18 protein-coding genes are annotated in these 20,185 nt (G+C 60.7%); 12 read left to right on the forward strand and 6 right to left on the reverse strand.

The genetic code is table 11. The annotated features are described in order from the left end of the window. Window positions 1–78 precede the first annotated feature (78 nt). From tsaA to rimO, 5 genes are all read right to left on the reverse strand, one after another. Window positions 79–774 (reverse strand): tRNA (N6-threonylcarbamoyladenosine(37)-N6)-methyltransferase TrmO, encoded by a 696-nt coding sequence (gene tsaA, locus AC07V4_RS15050; protein ID WP_492637092.1) that lies wholly within the window; start codon window positions 772–774, stop codon window positions 79–81. A gap of 3 nt (window positions 775–777) precedes the next feature. Further along, complete coding sequence (locus AC07V4_RS15055; RefSeq protein ID WP_492637091.1) at window positions 778–1,239, reverse strand: YehS family protein; 462 nt, start codon at window positions 1,237–1,239, stop codon at window positions 778–780. 68 nt (window positions 1,240–1,307) lie between these two features. Beyond that, a complete protein-coding gene (locus tag AC07V4_RS15060; RefSeq protein ID WP_492637090.1) occupies window positions 1,308–2,018 on the reverse strand; it encodes an rRNA pseudouridine synthase in 711 nt (236 codons plus the stop codon). Between the two features lie 187 nt (window positions 2,019–2,205). Beyond that, window positions 2,206–2,673, reverse strand: coding sequence for a GNAT family N-acetyltransferase (locus AC07V4_RS15065; protein ID WP_492637089.1), 468 nt, complete (start codon window positions 2,671–2,673; stop codon window positions 2,206–2,208). Between the two features lie 97 nt (window positions 2,674–2,770). After that, window positions 2,771–4,111, reverse strand: coding sequence for a 30S ribosomal protein S12 methylthiotransferase RimO (gene rimO / locus AC07V4_RS15070; RefSeq protein ID WP_492637088.1), 1,341 nt, complete (start codon window positions 4,109–4,111; stop codon window positions 2,771–2,773). A 289-nt stretch (window positions 4,112–4,400) separates the two neighbouring features. On the opposite strand from rimO, the gene AC07V4_RS15075 reads away from it, so the two are divergent. From AC07V4_RS15075 to AC07V4_RS15090, 4 genes are all read left to right on the forward strand, one after another. Then, complete coding sequence (locus tag AC07V4_RS15075) at window positions 4,401–6,302, forward strand: potassium transporter Kup (RefSeq protein ID WP_492637087.1); 1,902 nt, start codon at window positions 4,401–4,403, stop codon at window positions 6,300–6,302. A 225-nt stretch (window positions 6,303–6,527) separates the two neighbouring features. After that, the gene (locus tag AC07V4_RS15080; protein ID WP_492637086.1) at window positions 6,528–7,634 is read left to right on the forward strand and encodes an NADH:flavin oxidoreductase/NADH oxidase; all 1,107 of its coding nucleotides are present in this window, start codon (window positions 6,528–6,530) and stop codon (window positions 7,632–7,634) included. Between the two features lie 103 nt (window positions 7,635–7,737). After that, complete coding sequence (locus AC07V4_RS15085) at window positions 7,738–8,283, forward strand: GNAT family N-acetyltransferase (protein WP_492637085.1); 546 nt, start codon at window positions 7,738–7,740, stop codon at window positions 8,281–8,283. A 195-nt stretch (window positions 8,284–8,478) separates the two neighbouring features. Next, a complete protein-coding gene (locus tag AC07V4_RS15090) occupies window positions 8,479–8,664 on the forward strand; it encodes a hypothetical protein (RefSeq protein WP_492637084.1) in 186 nt (61 codons plus the stop codon). A 122-nt stretch (window positions 8,665–8,786) separates the two neighbouring features. Here the strand turns inward: AC07V4_RS15090 and AC07V4_RS15095 are convergent, their stop codons facing one another. Continuing rightward, window positions 8,787–10,412: a glucan biosynthesis protein D gene (locus tag AC07V4_RS15095; protein ID WP_492637083.1), complete on the reverse strand. Its 1,626-nt coding sequence runs from the start codon at window positions 10,410–10,412 to the stop codon at window positions 8,787–8,789. Window positions 10,413–10,725: 313 nt separating this feature from the next. Between AC07V4_RS15095 and AC07V4_RS15100 the strand changes: the two genes are divergently transcribed. The 8 genes from AC07V4_RS15100 (at window position 10,726) to AC07V4_RS15135 (ending at window position 20,111) form a co-directional block, all read left to right on the forward strand. Beyond that, on the forward strand, window positions 10,726–11,433 hold the full coding sequence (locus AC07V4_RS15100; RefSeq protein ID WP_492637082.1) for a tellurite resistance TerB family protein: 708 nt from the start codon (window positions 10,726–10,728) through the stop codon (window positions 11,431–11,433). 247 nt (window positions 11,434–11,680) lie between these two features. Then, a complete protein-coding gene (locus tag AC07V4_RS15105; RefSeq protein ID WP_492637081.1) occupies window positions 11,681–13,303 on the forward strand; it encodes a methyl-accepting chemotaxis protein in 1,623 nt (540 codons plus the stop codon). Further along, window positions 13,303–13,815, forward strand: a complete 513-nt coding sequence (locus tag AC07V4_RS15110) for a chemotaxis protein CheW (RefSeq protein WP_492637080.1) — start codon at window positions 13,303–13,305, stop codon at window positions 13,813–13,815. The genes AC07V4_RS15105 and AC07V4_RS15110 overlap by 1 nt, the downstream gene beginning before the upstream one ends. Then, window positions 13,812–15,071, forward strand: coding sequence for a CheR family methyltransferase (locus AC07V4_RS15115; RefSeq protein ID WP_492637079.1), 1,260 nt, complete (start codon window positions 13,812–13,814; stop codon window positions 15,069–15,071). The genes AC07V4_RS15110 and AC07V4_RS15115 overlap by 4 nt, the downstream gene beginning before the upstream one ends. Beyond that, on the forward strand, window positions 15,068–15,769 hold the full coding sequence (locus AC07V4_RS15120; RefSeq protein WP_492637078.1) for a chemotaxis protein CheW: 702 nt from the start codon (window positions 15,068–15,070) through the stop codon (window positions 15,767–15,769). Before AC07V4_RS15115 ends, AC07V4_RS15120 begins: the two co-directional genes overlap by 4 nt. Next, on the forward strand, window positions 15,766–18,051 hold the full coding sequence (locus AC07V4_RS15125; protein ID WP_492637077.1) for a hybrid sensor histidine kinase/response regulator: 2,286 nt from the start codon (window positions 15,766–15,768) through the stop codon (window positions 18,049–18,051). The genes AC07V4_RS15120 and AC07V4_RS15125 overlap by 4 nt, the downstream gene beginning before the upstream one ends. Continuing rightward, window positions 18,048–19,058 (forward strand): chemotaxis response regulator protein-glutamate methylesterase, encoded by a 1,011-nt coding sequence (locus tag AC07V4_RS15130; RefSeq protein WP_492637076.1) that lies wholly within the window; start codon window positions 18,048–18,050, stop codon window positions 19,056–19,058. The genes AC07V4_RS15125 and AC07V4_RS15130 overlap by 4 nt, the downstream gene beginning before the upstream one ends. A 51-nt stretch (window positions 19,059–19,109) precedes the next feature. Beyond that, window positions 19,110–20,111, forward strand: coding sequence for a diguanylate cyclase (locus AC07V4_RS15135; RefSeq protein ID WP_492637075.1), 1,002 nt, complete (start codon window positions 19,110–19,112; stop codon window positions 20,109–20,111). Window positions 20,112–20,185: the final 74 nt, after the last annotated feature.

The raw sequence follows: 20,185 nt of genomic DNA on the forward strand, positions 1-20,185 counted from the left end.
TGCAGACGCTGCGGTCATTCAGTTGAACCGAGGCGTTGCTATCGCAGGCAAGCCAGCTCCCACAGTTGTTTGCGGCGTTTATTCAGCTGGAAGCACTTCCAGCACACAAATCACCCCAGCCTCGGGATAGTGCCAACGCACATCCACATCCCAGAACTGCGCACCATACTCACGTTCAGGCCCGGGCGTCTGGTACGCCGGGCGGGGATCTTGCGCCAGACACTGCTCAATCAATGCCACTAACGGCTCATCCAGCCGCTGGGCATGGTCTTGTGCTTGATGCAGCGCGGTCTTCAGCCACTGCACGGGAATCAGTGCGGGTGCACCACTGGCTATGTCATTGGTTGCAGTGTCGATGATGTCCGCATACGGCACATACGGCTTGATATCCAGCACTGGCGTGCCATCGAGCAAATCGATCCCGGATATCCACAGCCGCCCTGGCTCCACCTTGTCCAGCTTCACCACCGATTGGCCGATGCCATTGGGCCGGTGGGTCGCACGGGTGGCAAACACACCCATCGACGTGTTGCCGCCCAGGCGCGGTGGGCGCACTTTCAGGCGCGGCTTGTCTTCCAAGGCCTGATGAAACAGGAACAACAGCCATACATGGCTAACCTGCTCCAGGCCTTGCACTGCCTCACCGCCGTCAAACGGCGCCACCAGCTCCAACACACCACGGGCGGCAGGCGCCAGTTGCGGTTGGCGCGGAATGGCGAACTTCTCCTTGAAGCAGGAGCGCACAAAGCCGACGGGGGAGACGTTGTAGCCCATGGCTCAGGTACGAACCCGTAGCGTCAGGCCCTTGAGGAAGTTACGCAGCAACTGGTCGCCGCACGGGCGGTAGTTGGTGTGGCCGAACTTGCGGAACAGCGCGCTCAGTTCGGGCTTGGACACCGGGAACTCGGCAGCCTTGAGGATCGCGTGCATGTCGTCTTCCTTCAGTTCGAAGGCCACGCGCAGTTTCTTGAGGATGATGTTGTTGGTCACCGGGGTTTCGATAGGCTGCGGTGGACGGCTTTCATCCTTGCCACGCTTGAAGATCACCAGGCCATCAAGGAAGTGGGCCATGACTTGGTCCGGGCAGAACACGAAGCCTTCTTCCTCGTCCTTCTTGAGGTAGGTCAGCAGGTCTTCCTTGGTCACGTCCATGCCGCCGAGCTTGATGATCTCGACCATCTTGTTGTCGCTGATGTCGAGCATGTAGCGCACGCTGCGCAGTACGTCGTTGTGAATCATGGTGGGCAATCCTGGTATCAACTGAGGACGCCGCCGAAATCAGGCAGCGTCGAGAAAAAGGGGGCGGCTTAGAACTTCTCTTTGCCGGACAGGTAACGCCATTGGCCAACCGGCACCTTGCCGATGGACACACCGCCAATGCGGATGCGGCGGATGGCGATGACTTTCAGGCCAACCGCTTCGCAAAACAGGGCAATCACCCCCGGCTGCGGGTTTTTCATCGCAAAGCGCAGGCGGTTTTCGTTCTGCCAGCTGGCTTTGACCGCCGGCAGTTCCTTGCCTTTATACGTCAGGCCGTGATTCAGACGGTTGAGGCCGTGGGCAACCATGTCGCCTTCGACCTCCACCACGTATTCCTGCTCGATCTTGGCGGCATCGGCGGTCAGCTTGCGCAGAATCTTCCAGTCCTGGGTAAACACCAGCAGGCCGCTGGCCTTGGCTTGCAGGTCGGCGCTGGCGGTCAGGCGCAGGAAGTGGCCCTTGAGCGGGCGCTTGCCGAAGCGGTGTTCATCCGAGAGTGTGTCGGCGCTGATCGACGCCATGGCCGTTTCGGCATCCACGCCAGCCGGGGCGTGCAGCAGGATGGTCACCGGCTCCGGCGCGGTGGCCTTGGCCTCGGGGTCGAGTTCGACCTTTTGGGTGGTGACCTTGAACTGCGGTTCGTCGATGACTTCGCCGTCCACCGAGACCCAGCCGCCTTCAATAAACAGCTCAGCCTCCCGACGGGAGCAACCGACCAGTTCGATCAGGCGTTTGGAGAGGCGTATGGGGTCAGTCATGACAAGGGCCGTAACAAAAGGGGGCAGCTATTGTACCTGCCTGGCGCCGGTTAATCCCGGACCTATTTCGGCGCATATGCTTTTTGTGGGAGCTGGCTTGCCTGCGATGCAGGCGACTCGGTGTATCAGGTGTACCGAGGCGATGCCATCGCAGGCAAGCCAGCGCCCACAGGTGTTCGGTATTTTGTCAGCCATTACTGATTTGCTGTTGGCGCAAACGCATATGCAGCAACGGGTACGGCTGCCCCAGGCCATCATGCTCCGTACGTCCGACCACTTCGAACCCCTGCTTGAGGTAAAAGCCCAATGCTTGGGGGTTCTGCTCGTTCACTTCCAGCTCATCGGCGTTCATATGCTCGATCGCATAACGCAGTAACTGCTGGCCAAGGCCCTGGCCTCGGTGTTGCGGGTCGATAAACAGCATCTCGACCTTGCCGGCGGCCACTCCGGCAAACCCGGTGATGCGCTGGTGCGTGTCCTTGGTGCAAATCAGCATCACCGTATCCAGATAATGAGTCAGCACCAGGTGTCTCAGGTGCTCGATGTAGTTGTCCGGTAAAAAATCATGGGTGGCCCGCACCGAGGACTCCCAGATCTCAGTCAATTTTTGATAATCGCTGGTTTTAGGTGTGTGGATGACCGAATGCCGACGCATGCTCGCTGCCCCTGCCGATGATTGGCGATGGGCAAACGATAGACCTAAAAAAGCCCCACATCTTGATCAGATGCAGGGCTTTTCAAGGTGTTGCCGATCAGTCGCGCTTTTCAGCCCACAGGTCGTATTCGTCGGCGTCAGTCACGGTGCACCAGACCTTGTCGCCTGGCTTCAAACCGCTGGCGTCGTCGATAAACACGTTGCCGTCGATCTCCGGTGCGTCGAAGAAGCAACGGCCGACCGCGCCTTGCTCGTCGACTTCGTCGATCAGCACTTCGATCTCTTTGCCGATGCGCAGTTGCAGGCGCGCCGAGCTGATGGCCTGCTGGTGCGCCATGAAACGCTCCCAACGGTCTTGCTTGACGTCGTCCGGCACCACGGCCAGGTCCAGCAAATTGGCGGGGGCGCCTTCGACCGGCGAGTACTGGAAGCAACCCACGCGGTCCAGCTGCGCTTCGGTCAGCCAGTCCAGCAGGTATTGGAAGTCTTCTTCGGTTTCGCCAGGGAAGCCGACGATGAAGGTAGAACGGATGATCAGATCCGGGCAGATCTCGCGCCAGTTCTTGATGCGCGCCAGGGTCTTGTCTTCGAAGGCCGGGCGTTTCATCGCCTTGAGCACTTTCGGGCTGGCGTGCTGGAACGGGATGTCCAGGTACGGCAGGATCTTGCCGGCGGCCATCAACGGAATCAGCTCATCCACATGCGGGTACGGATAAACGTAGTGCAGGCGCACCCACACGCCCAGGCTGCTCAAGGCTTCACACAGTTCGGTCATGCGGGTTTTCACCGGCGCGCCGTTCCAGAAACCGGTGCGGTATTTCACGTCGACGCCGTAGGCGCTGGTGTCCTGGGAGATGACCAGCAGCTCTTTCACGCCGGACTTGACCAGGCGCTGGGCTTCGTCGAGTACGTCACCCACCGGGCGACTGACCAGCTTGCCGCGCATCGACGGGATGATGCAGAAGCTGCAGCTGTGGTTGCAGCCTTCGGAAATCTTCAGGTACGCATAGTGGCGCGGGGTCAGCTTGATGCCCTGTGGTGGCACCAGGTCGATCAGCGGGTTGTGGTCCTGGCGCGGTGGCACCACTTCGTGCACGGCGTTGACCACCTGCTCGTACTGCTGCGGACCGGTCACGGCCAGCACGCTTGGGTGTACGTCGCGGATGTTGCCTTCTTCCACGCCCATGCAGCCGGTCACGATGACCTTGCCGTTTTCCTTGATGGCCTCGCCGATCACTTCCAGGGACTCGGCTTTGGCGGAGTCGATGAAACCGCAGGTGTTGACCACCACCACGTCGGCGTCCTGATAAGTGGACACCACGTCATAGCCTTCCATACGCAGTTGCGTCAGGATGCGCTCGGAGTCTACAAGCGCCTTCGGGCAGCCCAGTGAAACAAAGCCGACCTTGGGATTGGCCGTCGCGGGAGTGGTGGACATGTCTAACCTCGGTATTGAATGACGCCGCCGCCGTGAAGGGCAGGGCAGCGGACGGGCGCTTGGTGCGCCTCTGATCAAAAAGTGCGCAATTCTAGCGACGGGCAACGCACTTGACCAGCTTTATGCAGGGAAATACGACGAGTGCTGCGCTATGCTTCGCGCCGTTGCGTGTAGGTAAATTCCTAAGGTCAACAAAACGTCTGTTACGAGAAGTAAAACAGCGCATGCTAGGGTCAGTTTAGTCGCGCTGTTAATAAAAGACCTCAGGTCAAAAGGGCAGGAGTGGTTGATGGGTCAGGCAAGTAGTCAGGCAGCAGGTGCCGAGCATTCCAACGCAAAACCGATTGGCATGCTGGTGGCGGCGGTCGGGGTGGTTTACGGCGATATCGGTACCAGCCCGCTCTATACCCTTAAAGAAGTATTCACTGGCGGTTACGGGGTTCAAGTCAACCATGACGGGGTCTTCGGCATTCTGGCGCTGATTTTCTGGTCGCTGGTCTGGGTCGTCTCGATCAAATACGTGTTGTTCATCCTGCGCGCCGACAACCAGGGCGAGGGCGGCATCATGGCCCTGACGGCGTTGGCGCGGCGGGCGTCGTCGCCGTATCCGAAATTGCGCTCGGTGCTGGTGATCCTCGGTCTGATTGGCGCGGCGCTGTTTTATGGCGACAGCATGATCACCCCGGCGATCTCGGTACTGTCGGCGGTCGAGGGCCTGGAGTTGGCCTTTGACGGCCTCGAACGTTGGGTGGTGCCACTGTCGCTGGTGGTGCTGGTGGGGTTGTTCCTGATCCAGAAACACGGCACCGACCGTATCGGCAAACTGTTCGGGCCGGTGATGGTGGTGTGGTTTCTGGTGTTGGCCGGGCTCGGTATCCACGGCATCGCGCAACACCCTGAAGTGCTCAGCGCGCTGAACCCGGTGTGGGGCGTGCGTTTCTTTGTATCTCACCCCGGCATGGGCGTGGCGATTCTTGGTGCCGTGGTGCTGGCCTTGACTGGTGCCGAAGCGCTGTACGCCGACATGGGCCACTTCGGCCGCAAGCCAATCGCCCGGGCGTGGTTCGCCCTGGTGCTGCCGGCGCTGGTGCTCAATTACTTCGGCCAGGGTGCGTTGCTGCTGGAAAATCCCGAAGCGGCACGTAACCCGTTCTACCTGCTGGCGCCGAGCTGGGCGTTGATCCCGCTGGTGGTGCTGTCGACCCTGGCCACGGTGATTGCTTCCCAGGCGGTGATTTCCGGTGCGTTTTCCCTGACCCGCCAGGCGATCCAGCTGGGTTACATCCCGCGCATGCATATCCAGCACACCTCCAGCGCCGAGCAAGGCCAGATCTATATCGGCGCGGTGAACTGGTCGTTGATGATCGGTGTGATCCTGCTGGTGCTGGGCTTCGAGTCCTCCAATGCCTTGGCTTCTGCTTATGGCGTGGCGGTGACCGGTACCATGTTGATTACCAGCATCCTGGTGTCGGCCGTGATGTTGCTGCTGTGGAAATGGCCACCGGTGCTGGCGATTCCGGTACTTATCGGCTTCCTGTTGGTGGATGGCCTGTTCTTCGCCGCCAACGTGCCGAAGATCGTCCAGGGCGGCGCCTTTCCGGTACTCGCGGGGATTGTGCTGTTTATCCTGATGACCACCTGGAAGCGCGGTAAAGAACTGCTGATGGACCGTCTCGACGAAGGCGGGCTGCCGCTGCCGATCTTTATCAGCAGCATCCGTGTGCAGCCGCCCCACCGCGTGCAGGGCACCGCTGTGTTCCTTACCGCGCGCCCCGACGCGGTACCCCATGCGTTGTTGCACAACCTGCTGCATAACCAGGTGCTGCATGAGCAGGTGGTGATGCTGACGGTGGTCTACGAAGACATTCCACGTGTGCCGGCCTCACGGCGCTTCGAAGTGGACGCCTACGGGGAAGGGTTCTTCCGGGTGATTCTGCATTTCGGTTTTACCGATGAGCCGGACGTGCCCGAAGCTTTGAAGTTGTGCCATCTGGACGATCTGGATTTCAGCCCGATGCGCACCACCTACTTCCTCAGCCGCGAAACGGTGATCGCCGCGCGCATCAGGGGCATGGCCCGCTGGCGTGAAAGCTTGTTCGCCTTCATGTTGAAGAATGCCAACGGCAACCTGCGCTTCTTCAAGCTCCCGGTAAACCGGGTGATCGAGCTGGGCACCCAGGTCGAAATGTAAGAAATCACACAACGGGAGCCGGCAATCGGCTCCCGCTTTGCTTCTGAACCCTGTGCAATCCAGCGTTGTCGACTAGGCTCTAAGCACTGTTATGCAGGAGCGGGGTTGCCCGCGAAAAAATTCAACGGTAGTGCGTTTATCCTGGCTGAACGCAGCGCCTATGAGGCTTTCGCGAGCAAGCTCGCTCCTGCAATAAGTGCCCAAAAAGTCCAGAAGAGGTGCGCCATGAGTCAGCTGCTCGAACCCTACACCCTGCGCCAACTGACCCTGCTCAACCGCATAGCGGTGTCGCCGATGTGCCAGTACTCCAGCGAGGACGGCCTGGCCAATGACTGGCACCTGGTGCACCTCGGCAGTCGTGCCGTCGGTGGTGCCGGGCTGATTTTTACCGAAGCCACCGCCGTCACTGCCGATGGCCGCATCACTGCCCAGGACCTGGGCCTGTGGAAAGACGAACAGATCGAACCGTTGCAACGCATCACCCGGTTTATTGCCGCCCAAGGCGCGGTGGCCGGGATTCAACTGGCCCATGCCGGGCGCAAGGCGAGCACCCATCGGCCTTGGATCGGCCAGCACGGCAGCGTCAAGCTGCAAGACGGCGGGTGGGTTCCGGTGGGGCCATCGCCGATTGCCTTCGATCCCAATCACACCCAGCCCACGCCGCTGGACGAAGGACAGATCCAGCAAGTGATCGCCGATTTTGTCGCGGCCGCCAAGCGCGCCTTGACCGCTGGCTTCGAAGTGGTAGAAATCCACGCCGCCCACGGTTACCTGCTGCATCAATTCCTGTCACCCATCAGCAACCAGCGCCAGGACCAATACGGGGGTTCCTTTGAAAACCGTATCCGCCTGGTGTTGGATGTCACTAAAGCCGTACGCGCCGTCTGGCCCGAGGAGTTGCCGCTGTTTGTGCGGGTGTCGGCCACCGATTGGGTGGAAGACGGCTGGAACCCCGATGAAACCGTAGAGTTGGCGCACCGCCTCAAAGACCTCGGCGTGGACTTGATCGATGTGTCTTCCGGAGGTACTGCCGCCAATGCCGAGATCCCAACCGGCCCGGGCTACCAGACACGCTTTGCCGAGCGGGTGCGCAAAGAGTCGGGCATTGCCACGGGCACCGTGGGCATGATTACCGAGCCGGCCCAGGCCGAACACATCCTGCGTACCTGCCAGGCCGACATCATCTTCCTCGCCCGTGAATTGCTGCGTGATCCGTACTGGCCCTTGCACGCCGACGATGACCTGGGCGGGCGCAAAGCGATCTGGCCGGCGCAATATCAACGGGCGACCCATCGTGATCAGCCGATCCATGAGTCGGATCTGAGGGACTGATCCTTCGCGCGCTTCCACGAAACCCACCCTGGTACGGTGGGTTTTTTCTTGCTCGCGTTTAATGGAACGCCGATCCTTGGTCGCTTGAAAGCAGGAGGCCCCCATGTTGGTCGAACGAGCGTTAAACGAAGACGATATCCCGCTGCTGGCAACTATCGACCGCACCGAGCTGATCCACGAGTGTTATCGCATGGAAGGCGATGAACTGGTGCTGTATGCCTCCCATCACGATATGCGGGGCTGGCCTGAAGGCGAGGCGGAGCAGGATGCCGTGGCGCTGCTGGCCTGCCTCAAGCGTGGCGGGTGGTTGTGGGGCGCCTTCGAGGGGGCGGTGTTGGTCGCCGCCGTGGTGGTGGACAACCGTCCACTTTTCAACCAGAACTTGCACATGCGGCAATTGAAGTTCCTGCATGTCAGCCATACGGCCCGTGGCCTGGGGCTTGGCGGGCGCTTGTTCGCCCTGGCCTGTGAGCACGGCCGGCAGGCTGGCGTGGACGCGTTGTACGTTTCCGCTACGGAGTCGCGTAATACCGTGGAGTTCTATCTGCGTCATGGCTGCCTGTTGCTGACGCGGCCTGATCCGGAGTTGTACGCGCAGGAACCTTGCGACATTCATCTATACCGGCCACTGCGTGAGAAAGGGTTGTAGGTCTTTGTTACCGAAGTAATTTTTTAAGTGAATACTCTAAAAAAATCCCACGTGTGGCGAGATAGTTTCTACGCTTAGGGTAAGCCTGGTTTCTGGCCCAGGGAATCAGGCTGTTTGCCCGCGCAGGCGTCGTGCTTCACGGGAGTTGGGAAATGGGCGCCAGGAGTAATTGACTGATATCAGGAGTAGCGGTCCATGACCAAATCCTATGGTGTAGCGGGTGCGGTGGCGTGTTTTCTGAGCCGCCGGATGTCTTTGCGGGGTCGAAGGTTGAGTTCAGATGAGGCGGAGTTATTGGCGCAGTACCGTGCGCTTACCGAAAGCGATCAGGTGGCGATGCGGTATTTGATTGGGGCGATGAAGAGCGTGTCACGGTTCTAGGCCACCCTGATAATAAAGTGGGAGGGGGCTTGCTCCTGATAGCGATGTATCAGCCACTGAATGCTTGGCTGGCAATCCGTTATCGGGAGCAAGCCCCCTCCCACAGTGTGGCGCGCGGTGCGTCAGGTGTACTTACGCTGCTCCGGGGCCGGCGGGAAGTACTGATACAGCCAGGTTTCACTCAGTGTGCGGTCCTGGGTGCGGATAAACAGGCGCAGCTCCACCGGCTCCACGCTGTCGCTGGTCGGGTACCAATCGAACAGAATGCGATAGCCCTTGATGTTGTCGAGCACCAACACGCTGAAATCCTTCACTTCACCGTGGGAGCAGGTCACCACCGGCTCGATCCCGGTACCGGCTGGCAAGCGGTCCAGGCCGCCACCCTTGAAGTCCACGGCAAACCGGCGTGCCCACACTTCAGGGTAATGCTCTCCCGGCGCCCAACCTTCGGTAAAACCACCCATGCCTGAACGCGTGGCGTCGACCTGTGCCAACGGCGTGCTTACCGGTGGCAAGGCGCTCCAGTACAGCTTGTAGCCATAGTTGAGCGAATCGCCAGCGGCCACCGGTTTTTTCGGCGTCCAGAAGGCCACGATGTTATCCAGGGTTTCGCCGGTGGTGGGGATCTCCAGCAGGTCGATGGAGCCTTCGCCCCATGCCGTAGTGGGCTCCACCCACAGGCTTGGGCGCTTGCTGTACCAGTCCACGGTGTCCTGGTAGCTGGCGAACTCATGGTCGGTCTGCACCAGGCCAAAGCCTTTCGGGTCGGTGTCGGCAAAGGCGTTGAATTGCAATTTGGCCGGATTGTTCAGCGGGCGGCAGATCCACTCGCCGTTGCCGCGCCACATTGCCAGGCGGTCCGAGTCGTGGATTTGTGGGTGAATGGTGTCGCACATACGACGTTCATGGGTGCCGCAACTGAACATGCTGGTCATCGGCGCGATACCCAGTTGTTCGATGGTCGTGCGCGCATTGATATGTGCATCGATGGCCATCACCACCTGGTTGGCCTGGCAGTCGATATCGAAGCGGTAGGCGCCGGTGGCGCTCGGCGAGTCAAGCAGGGCGTAGACCACAAAGCGCGTGGCATCCTTGTCCGGGGTTTCGAACCAGAACTGCGTGAAGTCTGGGAATTCCTCGCGCTTTTTCGCGTAGGTATCAATCGCCAGTCCACGCGCCGAAAGGCCGTATTGGCCGGTGGAATCCACGGCCCTGAAGTAGCTGGCGCCGAGAAACGACAGCACATCGTGCCGGTCCAGTTCCGGCGCCTTGAACAGCTTGAAGCCGGAGAAACCCAGGTCGCCGGTCAACTGTTTAGTGTCTACTGTGGTTTTCGCGTAGTTGAACAGTGAGGGGCGGAAATGCACCTCCCGTGCCTCTCGGGTCCTGGGATCAACGCTGTGCATGCGCACCGGTGTCTTGAAACCCATGCCGACGTGGAAGAACTGCACGTCGAGTTGGCCGTTCAATTCCTTCCACAGCGAATGGTTGCCGTCGTAGCCAATGGCGTTGAAATTCTGTGGTGTCATGGTCGCCAGGGTCGGCGGCAGCACCTGTTTGGTGTCCTTGTAAGCGGTCCCGGCGAGTTGCTTGGCCTGGGCTTTGAGCGAATCAAAGTCAAAGGCCACGGCCTTGCCATCGACGGCGCGGTTGCCAGCCCAAGCCTGGGCAGCCAACAGGCCGCTGGCCGACAAGCCGGTGTAAGCCGCAATGGCCATGGACGCTTTGAGCAAATTCCTGCGGTGCATAGAGACAACCTGTCGTGAGCAAATCCCGCGCCGGCCCTGGCGCGTAGCGGATCAGAAAAAACGGTTCGGACATGCCTTCGACCAAACGCAACGGACAATAAACAGACGGCGGATAGCTTAAGCGGTTCGATCGCGTAGGAAAATTGGTTGATGGCGGGGTGATGGCTTTGTATGTGAAACAAGGCATTTCGTCGCCCCACTGCCGTTGTATCGAGCGTTACATCTGGAAGCACTCTAGATCGTGGCTTTTTGGCACTTAGTTTTACGCTGGGAGCCTATTGGTCCTACGAACCCAAGTGTCTGGAGGCTGCGAATGAATACCCGTGGATTGCTCGATCAGTTGCTCAAGTCTGGCCAGGATATGTTGCAGAACAAGGCGAGTGGCCAGCGTCAGCAGGACAATAAAGGTGCTTTGGGCGGATTGCTCGGCGGTGGCGGCCTGGGTAGCCTGCTCGGCGGTGCGGGCGGCGGCGCGCTGGCAGCAGGGGCCATGGGCCTGTTGCTGGGAAACAAAAAAGCCCGCAAGTTTGGCGGCAAGGCCCTGACCTATGGCGGGTTGGCGGCGCTTGGTGTGATTGCCTACAAGGCCTACGGCAACTGGCAGGCGCAACAGGCCAGCGCGCCCCAAGGCGAACCGCAGACCATCGACCGTCTGCCGCCGGCCCAGGTCGAGCAGCACAGCCAGGCCATCCTCAAGGCATTGGTGGCGGCCGCCAAGGCCGACGGACACGTAGATGAGCGCGAGCGCGCGCTGATCGAAGGGGAGTTCACCAAGCTGGATAACGACCGCGAGCTGCAAAGCTGGTTGCACGCCGAACTCAACAAACCGCTCGATCCAACCGACGTCGCCCGCGCGGCCAGCACGCCGGAAATGGCCGCGGAGATGTACATCGCCAGCGTAATGCTGGTGGACGAAGAAAACTTCATGGAGAAAGCCTACCTCGATGAGCTGGCCCGCCAACTCAAACTTGAGCCCGGTTTAAAAGCCGAGCTAGAAAAGCAGGTGCGGTTAACCCCATAACCCCAGTTTTTTACGCAAAACCCCATGTGGGAGGGGGCTTGTGTGGGAGCTGGCTTGCCTGCGATAGCATCACCTCGGTGTCTCTGATAAACCGAGGTGTCTGCATCGCGGGCAAGCCCAGCTCCCACACAAGCCCCCTCCCACAATTATTTGCGTCTTGTGCTCGATCCCTCAAAAGCTGTTGATAAATACAGGCATAGGCTCAGCTATACTCCCCTCCATTTGAATGGGCCTTCGAGGAATTACTGTGAAGAACTGGACCTTGCGCCAACGGATCTTGGCTAGCTTTGCGGTCATTATCGCCATCATGCTGTTGATGGTTGTGGTCTCCTATTCACGGTTGCTGAAGATTGAGGTCAGCGAAAACGCTGTTCGGGACGACGCAGTGCCGGGTGTGTTTTTCAGCTCGATGATTCGCAGCGCCTGGGTCGACAGCTACCTGCAAACCCAGGAACTGGTTGGGGCGCACCGGAACCAGGGCATTTCAGAAACCGATAAACAGGACTACAAGTCTTTCGAGGCTCGTCTTGAGCAGCATATGGCCAGCTACGCGAGCACGATCAATATCGATCAGGATCGAACTGAGTTCGACGCCTTTGAAAAGCTCCACCAGACCTACAACAAGATTCTTGCCCAGGTCCTGGACGCGCATCAGGCCAACAACGCCGTTGAAGCGCAAAAGCTGTTCGACGAGCAATTGACGCCGGCCTGGACCGCAGGCCGCATGAAGCTCAATGACATTATCAATGAGAACAAGCAGGTCGCGGATAACGCTACGGCGGCCATTGATGACGCCGTTACTGCCGCCAAAGTCAGTATGTTCGTGTCGTTGGCCGTGGCCATTCTCGCTGCCGGCCTGTGCGGCCTGCTGCTGATGCGCGCGATCATGGCGCCGATGCAGCGTATCGTCGATATCCTCGAGACCATGCGCACTGGCGACCTGAGCAAGCGCCTGAACCTGGAGCGCAAGGACGAATTCGGTGCCGTCGAAACCGGCTTCAACGACATGATGGTCGAGTTGACAGCCCTGGTGTCCCAGGCCCAGCGCTCGTCGGTGCAGGTGACGACCTCGGTGACCGAGATCGCGGCGACCTCCAAGCAGCAGCAGGCGACAGCGACTGAAACTGCTGCCACTACTACTGAAATCGGCGCAACTTCTCGCGAGATCGCTGCAACTTCCAAGGACTTGGTCCGTACGATGACCGAAGTGTCCACCGCCGCCGACCAGGCTTCGGTCGCGGCCGGTTCCGGTCAGCAAGGGCTGGCGCGTATGGAAGAAACCATGCATTCGGTGATGGGCGCGGCTGATCTGGTCAATGCCAAGTTGGCGATCCTCAACGAGAAGGCCGGCAACATCAACCAGGTGGTCGTGACCATCGTCAAGGTTGCCGACCAGACCAACCTGCTGTCCCTCAATGCTGCCATCGAAGCCGAGAAAGCCGGTGAATACGGACGCGGTTTTGCCGTGGTTGCCACCGAAGTGCGTCGCTTGGCCGACCAGACCGCCGTGGCCACCTATGACATCGAGCAGATGGTGCGTGAGATCCAGTCAGCGGTGTCGGCGGGCGTGATGGGCATGGACAAGTTCTCCGAAGAAGTGCGCCGCGGCATGTTCGAAGTGCAACAAGTCGGTGAGCAGTTGTCGCAGATCATCCATCAGGTACAAGCCCTGGCACCACGGGTGCTGATGGTCAACGAAGGCATGCAGGCCCAGGCCACCGGCGCCGAGCAGATCAACCATGCGTTGGTGCAGTTGGGCGATGCCAGCAGCCAGACCGTGGAATCCCTGCGCCAGGCCAGCTTTGCCATTGATGAACTGAGCCAGGTTGCGGTCGGTCTGCGCAGCGGCGTATCGCGTTTCAAAGTCTGATGAGCGACCTCGCGGCTAAACGCGGCGCCGTCCCGGCAGCGAAAAAGGCGTTGTTCCTGGTGTTTCACATCGGCGGCGAACGTTATGCCCTCAAGGCCACGGAAGTGGCCGAGGTGCTGCCGCGCCTGCCACTCAAGCCCATCGCGCATGCGCCGGTCTGGGTCGCTGGAATATTTGCTCACCGTGGGGCGCTGGTGCCGGTGATCGACCTCAGTGCGTTGACTTTCGGCGTAGCCGCACAGGCGCGTACCAGCACGCGGCTGGTATTGGTCAGCTACCAGCCGCAATCCTGGATCGAGGCGCGTTGGTTGGGGCTGATCCTGGAGCAAGCCACCGATACCCTGCGTTGCGACCCAGCTGAGTTCCAGCCTTACGGTCTCGACAATCGCCAGGCCCCTTATTTGGGGCCCGTGCGTGAAGATGCCCAAGGCTTGATGCAATGGATTGGCGTGGCCGACCTGTTGACCGATGACGTCCGCGCCTTGCTGTTTTCTGCCGAGCTGAGCCTATGAGCAGCGATCTACGTTTCTTTACCTTCTTGAAAGAACGCATTGGCCTGGACGTCGCCTCGGTGGGCGAGGCGATTATCGAGCGCGCCGTACGCCAGCGCAGCCAGGCCGTACAGGCAGCGACGCTGGAGCATTATTGGCAACAGCTGCAAAGCTCCCATGACGAGCAGCAAGCGCTGATCGAAGCAGTGATCGTCCCCGAAACCTGGTTTTTCCGGTATCCCGAATCGTTTGCCACCCTGGCCCGGTTGGCCAAGGCACGCCTGGCCGAAATCAACCAGCTGCGCGCGTTGCGCATTCTCAGCCTGCCGTGTTCTACCGGCGAGGAACCCTATTCGATTGCCATGGCCTTGCTCGATGCTGGCTTGGCACCGCACCAGTTCAAGGTGCAGGGGATGGATGTCAGCCCGTTATCGGTAGAGCGGGCCCGGCGTGGGGTGTATGGCAAGAATTCCTTTCGCGGCAGTGATATCGAGTTTCGCGAGCGCCACTTCGCGGAAGGGCCAGACGGTTATCGCATTGCCGACCGCGTTCGTGAGCAAGTGCGGCTGCAAGTCGGCAACTTGCTCGATCCGGCATTGCTCGCCAATGAGCCGACCTACGATTTTGTGTTCTGCCGCAACTTGCTGATCTACTTCGACCAGCCGACCCAGAAACAAGTGTTCGATGTGCTCAAAGCGCTCACCCACGTAGACGGCGTGTTGTTTATCGGCCCGGCCGAAGGCAGCTTGCTGGGGCGCCACGGCATGCGTTCGATAGGCGTGCCGCAATCCTTTGCGTTCAGCCGACACGTGGAGCCGGTCAAGCCGGAGCCCGTGTTTGTGCCAATGCCGGCACCCGTGCCGCAGCGCAGCGCAGCACCGATTCCGCCCAAGCCGCGCCCGTTCAGCACCGTCACCGCCCAGGTGCTGCCGATCAAGGCGCTGCAGACGGATGCCGGTGATTTGCTCAGCCGGATCGCCACCCTGGCCAACGAGGGTAAAAGCATCGAGGCCCGTGCTGCCTGTGAGCAGTATTTGAGCAACCATCCGCCGGCCGCCCAAGTGTTTTACTGGCTGGGGCTGCTCAGTGATGTGGCCGGAAGCGCCCTGGAAGCCCAGGGCTATTATCGAAAAGCCTTGTACCTGGAACCGCAGCATCCGCAGGCCCTGATGCACCTGGCCGCGTTGCTTGAGTCCCAGGGCGACAGTGCGGGGGCGCGCCGTTTGCAGGCGCGGGCCGCCCGTAGTGAGCGAGCTGACAGTGAGTCCAAACGATGAGTAGTCCTGACGTGCTCGACACCGCCGGCCTGGACCTGACCCTGACTGATACCCAAGCCATCGACGACTGCTGGAACCGTATCGGCATCCATGGCGACAAGTCCTGCCCCTTGCTGGCCGAACATATTCACTGTCGCAATTGCTCGGTGTATTCCGCCGCCGCCACGCGACTGCTTGACCGCTATGCCTTGCAGCAGGATGAGCGTCACGCGGTGGCCGCCGTTGCCGTCGATGAGCAGGTGGTTACCCGTTCCCTGCTGATGTTCCGCCTCGGCGAAGAATGGCTGGGCATCGCCACCCGTTGCCTGGTGGAAGTGGCGCCGTTGCAACCGATTCATTCCCTGCCGCACCAGCGTTCACGGGCATTGCTCGGCGTGGCCAACGTGCGCGGCGCACTGGTGGCATGTCTGTCGCTGGTGGAACTGCTCGGCCTGGACGCCACCCATAACGGCGCGTCGGGCGGGCGCAGCATGCCGCGCATGTTGATCATCGCAGCACAAGACGGTCCGGTGGTGGTGCCGGTAGATGAAGTCGACGGCATCCATGCCATCGATGAGCGCACCCTGCAGGCGGCGTCGGTCTCCGGCACCCAGGCCAGTGCGCGATTCACCCAAGGCGTGTTGCAGTGGAAAGGCCGCAGCTTGCGCTGGCTGGACGAGGCGCAATTGCTGTCCGCCGTGACCCGGAGCCTCACATGACCCCCGACCAGATGCGCGATGCCTCGCTGCTGGAGCTGTTCAGCCTGGAAGCCGATGCACAGACCCAGGTATTGAGCGCGGGCCTGCTGGCCCTGGAGCGCAACCCGACCCAGGCCGACCAACTGGAAGCCTGCATGCGCGCCGCCCACTCGCTCAAGGGCGCGGCGCGCATTGTCGGGGTGGATGCAGGTGTCAGCGTGGCCCATGTCATGGAGGATTGCCTGGTCAGCGCCCAAGAAAACCGCCTGTACCTGCAACCCGAACATATCGACGCGCTGCTGCAGGGCACCGACTTGTTGATGCGCATCGCCACGCCTGGCAATGACGTAGGTTCGGCGGATATAGACGCCTATGTGGCGTTGATGGAGCGGCTGCTCGACCCGTCGCAACCGATTGCCAAGGCCGCGCCACCCCCACTGTCCGAACCCGCCCCGGCGCCGTTGGTTGAAGCGTTGCCCCCGGAGCTTGAGCCTGAGGCCGCGCCGTCGGTCATGTCCACGCCACCGCGCCAGAGCAAGCCCATGACCGAAGGTGGCGAGCGCGTGTTGCGCGTCACCGCCGAGCGCTTGAACAGCCTGTTGGACCTGTCCAGCAAATCCCTGGTGGAAACCCAGCGGCTCAAGCCTTACTTGGCGAGCATGCAGCGCCTCAAGCGTATTCAGAGCAACAGCGCGCGAGCATTGGATGCGCTGGACGGCCAACTCAGAGCCCTGGATTTGAACCTCGAAGCCCAGGAAGCCCTGGCTGACACTCGCCGCTTGCTGAGCGAAGCCCAGGCCCTGCTGGCGGAAAAAACCGCCGAACTGGATGAGTTTGGCTGGCAGGCCGGGCAGAGAGCCCAGGTGCTCTACGACACGGCGCTGGCCTGCCGCATGCGGCCATTTGCCGATGTGCTGGCCGGCCAGGTGCGTATGGTCCGGGACCTCGGCCGCAGCCTCGGTAAGCAGGTGCGCCTGGAGATCGAGGGCGAAAAAACCCAGGTCGACCGCGATGTGTTGGAAAAGCTCGAGGCGCCGCTCACCCATTTGCTACGTAATGCTGTCGACCATGGTATCGAGATGCCCGAGCAGCGGATTCTGGCGGGGAAACCGGCTGAAGGGCTGATTCGCCTGCGTGCTTCCCATCAGGCGGGCTTGCTGGTGCTGGAATTGAGCGATGACGGGAATGGCGTCGACCTTGAGCGCCTGCGTGGCACGATTGTCGACCGGCACCTGTCGCCGCTGGAAACCGCCCTGCGCTTGAGCGAGGAAGAGCTGCTGACGTTCCTGTTCCTGCCGGGTTTCAGCCTGCGCGACAAAGTCACCGAAGTGTCCGGGCGCGGCGTCGGCCTGGACGCGGTGCAGCATATGGTCCGGCAATTGCGCGGCGCGGTGGTGCTGGAGCAAACGGCGGGGCAGGGCAGTCGCTTCCACTTGGAAGTGCCGTTGACCCTGTCGGTGGTGCGCAGTCTGGTGGTGGAGGTCGGCGACGAAGCCTACGCCTTCCCGCTGGCGCATATTGAGCGCATGTGCGACCTGGCGCCGGATGACATCGTCCAGCTGGAGGGTCGCCAGCATTTCTGGCACGAGGGCCGGCATGTCGGCCTGGTCGCCGCCAGCCAGTTGTTGCAGCGTCCGACGGCGCAAAACAATGACGAAACATTGAAAGTCGTGGTGATACGCGAACGCGATGCGGTGTACGGCATTGCGGTAGAGCGTTTTATCGGCGAGCGCACGTTGGTGGTGTTGCCGCTGGATGATCGCCTGGGCAAGGTCCAGGACATCTCTGCCGGCGCCTTGCTCGATGACGGCTCAGTGGTGTTGATCGTTGACGTTGAGGACATGCTGCGTTCGGTGGACAAACTGCTCAACACCGGGCGCTTGGAGCGCATCGCAAGACGCAGCCAGCAGGCTACTGAAGCCCCGCGTAAACGGGTGCTGGTGGTGGATGACTCGCTGACCGTACGTGAGTTGCAACGCAAGTTGTTACTCAACAGGGGTTATGAAGTGGCTGTCGCGGTCGATGGCATGGATGGCTGGAACGCGCTGCGTTCCGAAGACTTTGACCTGCTTATCACTGACATTGATATGCCTCGCATGGATGGTATTGAATTGGTCACACTCCTGCGCCGCGACAGTCGCCTGCAATCGTTGCCGGTGATGGTGGTCTCGTACAAGGATCGCGAAGAAGACCGGCGCCGTGGACTGGACGCTGGCGCCGACTATTATTTAGCCAAAGCCAGTTTCCACGATGACGCCTTGCTCGACGCCGTGGTTGAACTGATTGGAGGTGCCCGGGCATGAGGATTGCGATCGTCAATGACATGCCCCTGGCCGTGGAGGCGCTGCGCCGTGCGTTGAGTTTCGAGCCCGCCCACGAAGTGGTGTGGGTGGCCAGCAATGGCCAGGAAGCCGTGGAGCGCTGCGCCGAATTGACCCCGGACCTGATCCTGATGGACCTGATCATGCCGGTGATGGACGGTGTGGAAGCCACCCGGCAGATCATGGCCGAGACGCCGTGCCCGATCGTGATCGTCACGGTGGACCGCCAGGCCAATGTCAGCCGTGTGTTCGAAGCCATGGGCCATGGCGCCCTGGATGTGGTGGATACACCGGCGCTGGGCGTAGGCAACCCCAAGGATGCGGCGGCACCGTTGCTGCGCAAGATCCTTAACATTGGCTGGTTGATTGGTCAGCGCGGCAGTCGCGTGCGTGCCGAAACCGCGCCCCAGCGCGTCATCGGCAAGCGCCAGAGCCTGGTGGCCATCGGCTCGTCGGCGGGTGGGCCGGCGGCCCTGGAAGTCCTGCTCAAGGGCTTGCCACGGGACTTTCCCGCCGCCATTGTGCTGGTGCAGCATGTGGATCAAGTGTTCGCCGCCGGCATGGCCGAGTGGCTGAGCAGTGCATCCGGCCTGCCGGTGCGCCTGGCCCGTGAAGGCGAACCGCCACAAAGCGGTGTGGTATTGCTGGCGGGTACCAACCACCACATCCGGCTGTTGAAAAACGGCACGCTGGCCTATACCGCCGAGCCGGTGAACGAGATTTACCGGCCTTCCATCGACGTGTTTTTCGAGAGCGTCGCCAGCCACTGGAATGGTGATGCCGTTGGCGTATTGCTGACCGGCATGGGGCGCGATGGCGCCCAGGGCCTCAAGTTACTGCGTGAACAAGGATATTTGACCATCGCCCAGGACCAACAGAGTTCGGCGGTGTATGGCATGCCCAAAGCGGCGGCGTCGATTAATGCCGCTGTTGAAATTCGCCCATTGGATAGAATTGCGCCCCGATTGCTGGAGGTCTTTGCAAAATGATCAAGACCTCCCGTGGTGCTCGCTTGCAGGTAGTAATTCAGGTGACTGCACATGAATGATTTACAGCTCGACGACTTCAAGACCGACGAAAATGCCGCCATGGTGTTGCTGGTCGACGACCAGGCGATGATCGGCGAAGCCGTGCGGCGCGGCCTGGCCCACGAAGAAAACATCGACTTCCACTTTTGCGCCGACCCGCACCAGGCGATTGCCCAGGCCATTCGCATCAAGCCGACGGTGATTCTGCAAGACTTGGTCATGCCGGGTCTGGACGGCCTGACCCTTGTGCGCGAATACCGCAATCACCCGGCCACGGCGAATATCCCGATCATCGTGCTGTCCACCAAGGAAGACCCGCTGATCAAGAGCGCCGCCTTTGCCGCTGGGGCCAATGATTACCTGGTGAAGTTGCCGGACAACATTGAACTGGTGGCGCGCATTCGCTATCACTCGCGCTCCTATATGACGTTGTTGCAACGGGACGCAGCCTACCGTGCGCTGCGGGTCAGCCAGCAGCAACTGCTGGACACCAACCTGGTGCTGCAACGCCTGATGAACTCCGACGGTCTTACCGGGCTGTCTAATCGTCGTCACTTCGACGAGTACCTGGAACTGGAATGGCGCCGTGCCATGCGTGACCAGACCCAGCTCTCGCTACTGATGATCGACGTGGACTTCTTCAAGACCTACAACGACAGTTTTGGCCACGTCGAAGGCGATGAGGCCCTGCGCAAGGTCGCTGCTGCCATCCGTGAAGCCAGCAGCCGCCCTTCGGATTTACCGGCGCGGTACGGCGGTGAAGAGTTTGCCCTGGTGCTGCCGAACACTTCGCCCGGTGGGGCACGTCTGGTCGCCGAAAAGCTGCGTATGGCGGTGGCCGCGCTGAAAATCCCGCACATTGCGCCTACCGAAGGGTCGAGCCTGACCATCAGCATCGGGCTTTCAACCCTGACGCCGGTGCAGGGCACGGATGGTCGGCAACTGATCATGGCAGCGGACAAGGGCTTGTATACGGCCAAGCATAATGGGCGTAACCAAGTCGGTATCGAATAACCAGAGCCCTTACCCCATTCAAGTGTGGGAGGGGGCTTGCTCCCGATGGCAGTCTGTCAGTCAATGGTGTTGTG

Source organism: Pseudomonas sp. GW821-FHT03A09 (assembly GCF_059421065.1).